The organism is Flavobacterium sp., assembly GCF_043773265.1.
GTDB lineage: Bacteria > Bacteroidota > Bacteroidia > Flavobacteriales > Flavobacteriaceae > Flavobacterium.
In genome coordinates this window covers 1-8,320 of the sequence record NZ_JAYVFH010000081.1, presented here as the reverse complement: position 1 = coordinate 8,320, position 8,320 = coordinate 1, and the positions used below count along the sequence as shown (strand labels likewise).

Annotated in this window: 12 protein-coding genes; 1 reads left to right on the top strand and 11 read right to left on the bottom strand. The window is 28.0% G+C overall.

Annotated elements, in window-relative coordinates; translation table 11 throughout:
• Nucleotides 1-25 precede the first annotated feature (25 nt).
• Nucleotides 26-247, bottom strand: a complete 222-nt coding sequence (locus ACH2BO_RS04395; RefSeq protein WP_395043540.1) for a hypothetical protein — start codon at nt 245-247, stop codon at nt 26-28.
• 178 nt (nt 248-425) lie between these two features.
• On the opposite strand from ACH2BO_RS04395, the gene ACH2BO_RS04390 reads away from it, so the two are divergent.
• A complete protein-coding gene (locus ACH2BO_RS04390; RefSeq protein WP_395043539.1) occupies nt 426-782 on the top strand; it encodes a helix-turn-helix domain-containing protein in 357 nt (118 codons plus the stop codon).
• 15 nt (nt 783-797) lie between these two features.
• On the opposite strand, the gene ACH2BO_RS04385 is transcribed toward ACH2BO_RS04390, so the two are convergent.
• From ACH2BO_RS04385 to ACH2BO_RS04340, 10 genes are all read right to left on the bottom strand, one after another.
• Entirely contained in the window at nt 798-2,432 is a 1,635-nt protein-coding gene (locus tag ACH2BO_RS04385) for an ABC-F family ATP-binding cassette domain-containing protein (RefSeq protein ID WP_395043538.1), read from the bottom strand.
• Nucleotides 2,433-2,514: 82 nt separating this feature from the next.
• Nucleotides 2,515-3,036, bottom strand: coding sequence for a hypothetical protein (locus ACH2BO_RS04380; protein WP_395043537.1), 522 nt, complete (start codon nt 3,034-3,036; stop codon nt 2,515-2,517).
• 7 nt (nt 3,037-3,043) lie between these two features.
• Nucleotides 3,044-3,850, bottom strand: coding sequence for an alpha/beta hydrolase (locus ACH2BO_RS04375; protein ID WP_395043536.1), 807 nt, complete (start codon nt 3,848-3,850; stop codon nt 3,044-3,046).
• A 49-nt stretch (nt 3,851-3,899) separates the two neighbouring features.
• Entirely contained in the window at nt 3,900-4,307 is a 408-nt protein-coding gene (locus ACH2BO_RS04370; protein ID WP_395043535.1) for a hypothetical protein, read from the bottom strand.
• Between the two features lie 20 nt (nt 4,308-4,327).
• Complete coding sequence (locus ACH2BO_RS04365) at nt 4,328-4,582, bottom strand: hypothetical protein (RefSeq protein WP_395043534.1); 255 nt, start codon at nt 4,580-4,582, stop codon at nt 4,328-4,330.
• A 12-nt stretch (nt 4,583-4,594) separates the two neighbouring features.
• On the bottom strand, nt 4,595-6,124 hold the full coding sequence (locus ACH2BO_RS04360; protein ID WP_395043533.1) for a hypothetical protein: 1,530 nt from the start codon (nt 6,122-6,124) through the stop codon (nt 4,595-4,597).
• 156 nt (nt 6,125-6,280) lie between these two features.
• Entirely contained in the window at nt 6,281-6,511 is a 231-nt protein-coding gene (locus ACH2BO_RS04355; protein ID WP_395043532.1) for a hypothetical protein, read from the bottom strand.
• A gap of 39 nt (nt 6,512-6,550) precedes the next feature.
• The gene (locus ACH2BO_RS04350) at nt 6,551-6,766 is read right to left on the bottom strand and encodes a putative signal transducing protein (RefSeq protein WP_395043531.1); all 216 of its coding nucleotides are present in this window, start codon (nt 6,764-6,766) and stop codon (nt 6,551-6,553) included.
• Between the two features lie 97 nt (nt 6,767-6,863).
• A complete protein-coding gene (locus tag ACH2BO_RS04345) occupies nt 6,864-7,478 on the bottom strand; it encodes a DEAD/DEAH box helicase (protein ID WP_395043530.1) in 615 nt (204 codons plus the stop codon).
• Nucleotides 7,479-7,650: 172 nt separating this feature from the next.
• Nucleotides 7,651-8,320 (bottom strand): sigma 54-interacting transcriptional regulator (locus ACH2BO_RS04340; protein WP_395043529.1); only part of this gene is annotated, 670 nt, incomplete at its 5' end.

The window sequence follows — 8,320 nt, the reverse complement described above, 5'->3', positions numbered from 1 at the left end:
ACAAGACCTAAAATATTATTTATTGTTAAGGATTATATGTAATAGTAATCGCTCCAGCACCAGGACACAAATAACTATTTAAAGATGTAAGTTCTGCTGTTAATGATGCTGAACCAAATGGTGCATTTGTTGATAAAGTAGCAGCTCTACCACAAGAAGATGTAAAGTTAACTTCATACCTTGGTACAAGCGCAAACGAACTTGCAGAAATCATAAATACTGCTAAAAATAAAAATAATTTTTTCATAAATTTAAAGGTTTTTAATGCTTCTACATTTAAGAAGCAAAGATTAATTAAAAAAATTTAAACAAAATTAATTCTCGAGAAGTTTTTGTTATAACAAATGTTACTTTAATTTTTTAACTAAACTATAACTTTTTAAAAATAATCATTACTTTTACAATCTAATTTATAATCAAAAGTTATGGAAGCAATTTCTGAAAAAATCAAGGAAATTCGTAAAAACAGAGGATTTTCTCATGAATATATGGCTCACAAACTTAATATGAGTCAACCAGCTTATTCCAAAATTGAAAAAAACGAAACAGTTTTATCTGTAGATAGACTTTTTAAAATTGCTGAAATTCTTGAAACTCCTATAAATGAAATTTTAGAAATTAGCTCAAATACAGTTTATAATCAAAATAACCATGATGGAGCAACATTTATTGGTCATCAACAAGTCCAAAATTTATATCATGAAACAAATGAAAAATTTATTCAATCTTTAAAAGACGAAATCCAATTTTTAAGAGAAATGATTAATAAAAATAAAAACTAGTTCCATAAAGAAAGTTTATTTTTCTATTTCTCTCAAATTTTCCATTTTTTTATGAGCAAGAAATCCTTTGATGTCTTCAAAATGTTCTTTTACACGCTTGTTACCAAATTCGAAAACTTTGGTTGCCAAACCGTCTAGAAAATCTCTATCGTGAGAAACTAGAATTAAAGTTCCGTCAAAATCGCGTAGAGCATCTTTTATTATGTCTTTGGTTTTCATGTCTAAATGGTTGGATGGTTCATCTAGAATCAATAAATTTACTGGTTCAAGTAATAATTTTATCATTGCAAGTCGCGTTTTTTCGCCACCAGAAAGTACTTTTACTTTTTTAGTCACATCATCGCCATGAAACATAAATGCTCCAAGAATATCTTTAATTTTTGTACGAACATCACCAACAGCAATATCATCAATTGTTGAAAATATGGTTCCGTTTTCGTCTAATAATGATGCTTGATTTTGAGCAAAATATCCAATTTGTGCATTGTGACCAATTTCTACACTTCCGCCATTAATGTTAATTTCTTTCATTATGGCTTTTATCATTGTAGATTTTCCTTCGCCATTTTTACCTACAAAAGCTACTTTATCGCCACGTTCAATTACAATATTTGCATCTTTAAAAATTAAATGATCGCCATACGATTTATGTAAATCTTTAACAATAACTGGATATTGACCAGAACGAATTGCTGGTGGAAACTTCAATTTTAAAGCTGAAGTATCAATTTCGTCAATTTGAACTGGAACAATTTTTTCTAGCATTTTAACTCTAGATTGCACTGATAAAGTTTTAGAAAAAGTTCCTTTAAAACGATCAATAAATTCCTGATTGTCTGCAATCATTCGTTGTTGCTCGTCGTAAGCTTTTTGTTGGTGAATTCTTCGGTCTTTTCTAAGTTCTAAATAATGAGAATATTTGGCTTTATAATCATAAATTCTTCCCATTGTAACCTCAATAGTACGGTTGGTAATGTTATCAACAAATGCTCTATCGTGAGAAATTACAACTACAGCTTTGGCAGAATTTATTAAAAAATCTTCCAACCATTGAATACTTTCTATATCCATGTGGTTGGTTGGTTCATCTAGCAAAATTAAATCTGGCTTTTGTAAAAGAATTTTAGCAAGTTCAATTCTCATTCTCCAACCACCAGAAAACTCCGATGTTTGACGTGTAAAATCTTCTCTTTCGAAACCTAAACCAACAAGAATTTTTTCGATTTCGGCTTCATAATTTATTTCTTCTATGGCATAAAATTTCTCACTTAAATCTGAAACTCGTTCAATTAATTTCATGTATTGGTCACTTTCATAATCAGTACGAATGGTTAATTGCTCGTTTATTTCATCTATTTCGGCTTTCATTTTAAAGATTTCACCAAATGCTTTTGAAGTTTCTTCCATTACTGTTGCGCCATCAGTAGTTAATAAATGTTGAGGCAAATAGGCAATAATAGCATCTTTAGGAGCAGAAATATTTCCAGAAGAAGGTTTAGATTCTCCTGCAATTATTTTTAAAAGTGTAGATTTTCCTGCACCATTTTTACCCATCAAGGCAATTTTATCATTTTCATTTATAGCAAAAGAAACATCGCTAAATAAAGTTGTTCCGCCAAAATTTACGGAAATATCGTTTACTGTAATCATTTTTTATAAAGTTGGAAGTTAGAAGATGAAAGCCATCTTCTACTAATTTTTTTGAAGATGCAAAGATAGATTTTTTGAAGGATTATTTAATGTTAGAATCTTCAATAATTTTAATTAATTCAGCTTGTTTTTTAGAAATTTGTTTAAAGCCACAATAAATTGGCAAACCTTTTAAATGATTGTAATAATTATGATATTGCTTTTTATAAAATTTTGTCTTTAAATAATAAAATAACATTTCCTCATTTAGATTTTTCAATTTAATTGTATCAATAACTTCCATTTTATATTCAGAGTTTAAATTATTTATTTCTTGAATTACATTTAATTGATATTGAATTTTATTTTTTAGAGTTTTAGTTTTTAAATCTTTAAATAATTTATCAATTTTATCATTAATCCTATTTAATGTATCAAATTTTTCAGAATTATAGCCGTACTCTTCGTATCTAACTTTAATAGATGCTTCAATTGATTTTATTTCATCTTCATAAAAAGCTGAAGATTCTTTTAATTCTTCAAGAAACAAATCCTCTGTGGTGTATTTTACTTTTTGACATGAAATACATAAAAAAAATAAAAAAATTACAACTATTCTTTTCATACTATAATTATTTTAATATCTCAAATAGTTTTTCTTGAAAGTCAAGATTTTCATTTATTCCAATATGGTTTTGATTTTCTAGAATGAAGAGTTCATCATTTGGTTTTAATATTTTTTGTAATCTAATTGAATTATCTATTGCAATTAATTGGTCTTGATTTCCGTGAAAAATATAAATTTGAGATTTTACTTTTGTAATATATTTATTGGTTTCGAATTGAAATTTTTTTAAAAAATTTGGAAAATATGGCGCTCTTAAAGTAGAATATTCTAGAAAATTATAATATGGCGCTTGAAGAATTAATTTATTTGGATTTTTAATTGATGATAAATAAGTTGCCAATCCAGTTCCTATTGAATAACCAATTATTACATTTTTTTTCTCTTTGTAACTAGCTATTACTTTGTCATAAACTATAGAAATATCATTAAAAACTTGTTCTTGATTTTCAATTTCACCTTCGCTTTTTCCGAAACCACGATAATCAAGAAAGAAAATATCATAACCTAAATCGGTGTAAGTTTTAGCATTATTTCCCCAAGAATCTACCGAACCTTTGTTTCCATGAAGGTAAAAAATTAATCCTTTTGGGTTTTTTGTTTGAAACAAAATTCCATTTTGAATTTCATCATCAAAGGATGGAATGTTTATTTCTTTAAACTCTTGATTGAATTGAAATGTGTAATCTTTGTTAAGTTTATTTGCTACAAAAACCATTTTGGCTTGGTTGATGTAAATATAACTTAGGTACAATAAATATAAAATTGCAAAGAAAGTAGTTAGCGATAAAAAAATAAATCGAATTGCTTTCATAAAAAATTGATGATAAAACTGCTTTCTAAATTTTAATTAATAATTAACCTTAAGGTAAAACATAAGCATTATTGTAATCATCCTCGGTTATTACAAATTGATAATTATTATTATTTAAATTAATAAAACCCTGTTCAGAAAAAATAAATTTACTTGGCAGACATAAAATATTACCTGATTCCCTTAAATCGCATATATATCCTTTACCATTTGAAAATTTTATAACAATTGAATCTGCACCGCAAATGTAACCACTAAAAATTTCTGCTTGATAATTACATTCTGCACCAATACTATTTGATTCGATACTATTATTTATTATTAAATTATTTTCCGAATTATATCCTTCAATCGTTAAACCTACAGAAGTTGAATTATTAATTTCAACAGAATAATTTCTATACTCTTTTTCATTTCTATCCGTACATGAAATAAAAAAAAAGATTACTATTATCATAAAAGTTTTTGTTTTCATAATTAATCCCAATTTGATGAATTATTTCTAACCTCTCTTACATAATTAAATAATTCTGTTAAATTATTTTCAGTAGGATTGACATAATTATTTCTTAAATTATTTTCTACACAATCTAAGTCCCGACAATTATTTATCGAACTCTGAATTTGATTAAGATTATAACTATTAACTCTATCTAATGGCCAAAATGAATTATTCGTATTTTGATTTAATTGGTCTATTAAATCTTCAACGAATGGAGTATACTCATTCATTTGATTTGCTCTTCATCTTTGTCTAAAAGAATTCCATCTACCAGAATTATCAATTAAACTTGATGACTGATAATTATTGCTTGTCAATATATTGTATCTATCATTAGTCACAATAGTTTCAACTCCTTCCGCCCAACTTTCCATAATAATTAATCTATTATTACTGCCGCTTTCAAAAACTGAAAACATTCCGCTATCCATACTTTTATGACTTGCATGAGTTAATTCATGAACTGTAGTTGCATAAATACCATCACTACCACGGTAAACACCACCTGAACCACGAGTAATTCTTATGTCATACAAAGCAAATGCTGCAGTTAAATTATTTAAATGATGTGAAGTTGTATTATACCAATCTTTTCCGACAATTTTTTTATAATATCCTGGATGATGAATATTATAGTTAGGTGAAATTCGTGTATAATAATCATAAGCTGCATTATGAATTAATGAATAAAACTGCTTTATACCACTTTGATAATGTCTTCTCCAAGCTTCTCTTTTATGTGTTCTATGTCCAATATCTCTTGCATTCCAAAATACTGTACCAGCTTTAACTACAAACAAAGGATTATGTTTAAAAAATACAGAATATTTTACTCTTTTTGTTCTTGTACTTGAAGTAACAAAAAAACCTTGACTATTTGTTGTAGCTCTTCTTATAACTAAAAAACCCCATTTTCTTACTCTAACTCTTGCTCCGTTTACTCCTATATTCTGAAAAATCGCATCTTCATGAACAGTAATTATTCCGCTTGGATTCCAACTTCTTCTTCTTTCAGTTTCATCATCAATTTCACTATAATCAATTACCATATCTTTAAAAAAATGACCTTGATTAATTGCTTCTTGATATGTCATTTGTTGCTGTGAGCCATTTGGCATTGAAAATAAATAAAATAATTCTTCTTTATCCTCAGTGTCAAGATTATCAGTTAATTTTAATGTTTCAAGATTTAAATCATAATAAAAATCAATTTCTTCCTTTTGAATTTCTGAAGGATTACTACCAATTTCATCCTCTGGTGTAAAATGCAAATTTGCGATTATTTCAAAATTTACATCTTGAGGAAATTGATGATCTACAGGCATAACTGAATAATAATATGTAAATTGAGTTCCTGCCAATGATGGATCTTGATATTTATCACCTTCACTATCAATTGTATATTCAAACGGCTCATCAGAAACTTCTAAAATAGAATCATTTATAATTCTTTCATATTGGAGACTATCTTGTGGGTGAAATTTAACATAATAATGTGTAGTATGAATTTGATATCCTCCTTCTTTAAATAATTCACCTGAACTTGGATATTTAGATGCAGTGGGATTATTAAGTAAACTTAAATATGCGTTTTGCATATTCTCAACAGTAAAAGGAATTATTTTCTTTTCACCGAGAACAGAATTCCCAAAATTACCTCCATCTACTATAGCTGGACTTAAATCTACAGGTTCATTTACACAAGAATAAAATTGAAAAATGATTAATACAAATGCAAATAATTTTACAAAACTTGATTTTTTTTGGTACATATCTTATAGTTTTTAATGTTTTATTTTTTTTTAAAAATTTTATATATCTAGAATTTAAAAATAACTTTAATTTAATATATTCGAAAATTAATTTCAAATCAGATTTAGCTTGATTATCTCAAAGAATTTTAATTGGTTCTGTCATTTTACCAACTCTCAATTTCTTTTTTCTAAATCTTCAATTGTTGTAAATTTACCAGAAGAAATTCTCTTATCTGCATCTTTTATCATATTAATATATTCTTCTTTATCAACAGGATAACCACTAATTGTATGTGCAACAACATCTTTATCTAAAACAGATTTTAAAGCAATAATTTTTTTTAATTTGTTTTCATCATTTATATGAAGTAACCAATCAAGTAATTCGATTTTTTTTTGCAGCAATATTCATAATTTTAATTATTTAATGTCAAATATACAAATTTATATACTCAATCGAAATTCTTCAATAATAGGATTTGCTTTTGGAAAATCGGTTTCTTGAATAAAAAGTTCTACAGCTTTTACATTTTGAATACTAGGCAAAACATTAGCTTGATTATTATTTCTTATAACTGTATTAATTCCTGTTGATTCTATTTTTTCTTGCAATGATAATGCAAGAATTTCGGTTCCAGAAAATATTTTAATTAATCCCATTTTTAAATTGCTTTTTTTTGTTGCTTTTTTTATTTTATTTAATAAAATTATAAAAATATATTTATCTCACTGAACACTAAAAACTGAATACTGAACACTACTCTTCCATTTCAAAAAAAACTGGTTCTATCATTATTTTTTCTGCCAATGTTTCTACTCTTTCTGTAATTTCTGTGCAAAAGAAAATTCGTTGTGTTTTTTCTACACTTGCAGAAAGTCGCATTATTATTGCGTCCATTCGATTTCTAAAAAGTACATCTGCATCATCAACGACAAACATTTTTATGGTGTTCATATTAAATCCTGCCGAGGCAAATAATGCATTAACTCTATTTGGTGTACCAATAAGAATATCTAATCCTAAAGAAATTATATTTTTGTCATAATCTATATCGCCTTTATCGTGAACTCCAAGAATGCTTAAATCGGTGTAGGTTCCAAACTTTAAAAAAAGTTCTTCCATTTCTAGCACTTTTTCTTTGTTTTCAACAATAATTAAAGCGCGTGTACTTTCGCCCATAGTTTTTTCGACTCTCTGAATTACATTTATAACTATAGTCGTAGATTTTCCACTTCCTTTTGGTGATTGAATTACAGCATCGGCACCACTTTTTATTGTTGAAAAAGTGTCTTGTTGCATTTCGTTTGCTTCAAGTAAATTGTGCTCGATTAGTGCTTGTTGAAGGTTTGGGTTTATTTTTTTTAAAATCATATATTAGTTTCGGGTTTCGAGTTTTGGGTTTCGAGTTTTGGGTTTCGAGTTTTGGGTTTCGAGTTTTGGGTTTCGAGTTTTGGGTTTCGAGTTTTGGGTTTTGGGTTTTGGGTTTCTTAATAGAATTAATTTTAAAACTTTAAACTCGTAACCTTAAACTCGCAACTTATTTTTATTTACTCGCAAACAGCTTAACATCGGTTTCAGAAATTTCGTTTCCTCCAAGAATTATTAGTCGTTCTACAACGTTTCTTAGTTCACGAATATTTCCTGTCCAATCGTATTCTTGCAATAATTTAATAGCTTCTGATGAAAATGATTTTTGTGCATTTCCTTGTTCTTCGGCTATTTTTACTGTAAAATGTTCGATGAGCAAAGGTATGTCATCTCGGCGATCATTCAATGCAGGAACTTTTATTAATATTACTGCCAAACGATGGTATAAATCTTCACGAAAACGACCTTCGGCAATTTCTGTTTTTAAGTCTTTATTGGTTGCAGCAACAACACGAACATTTACTTTTATATCTTTATCTGCGCCAACACGTTGTATTAAACTTTCTTGCAAAGCTCTTAATACTTTAGCTTGTGCAGCCAAACTCATATCGCCAATTTCGTCTAGAAAAATTGTCCCACCATCGGCAGACTCAAATTTTCCTGCTCGGTCTTTTATGGCCGATGTAAAAGCACCTTTCACATGTCCGAACAATTCGCTCTCTATCAATTCTGATGGAATAGCGGCGCAGTTCACTTCGATTAATGGATGATTTGCTCGTTCACTTTTTTCGTGTAATTGGTGTGCCACAAGTTCTTTCCCCGTTCCGTTTGGACCAGTGATAAGA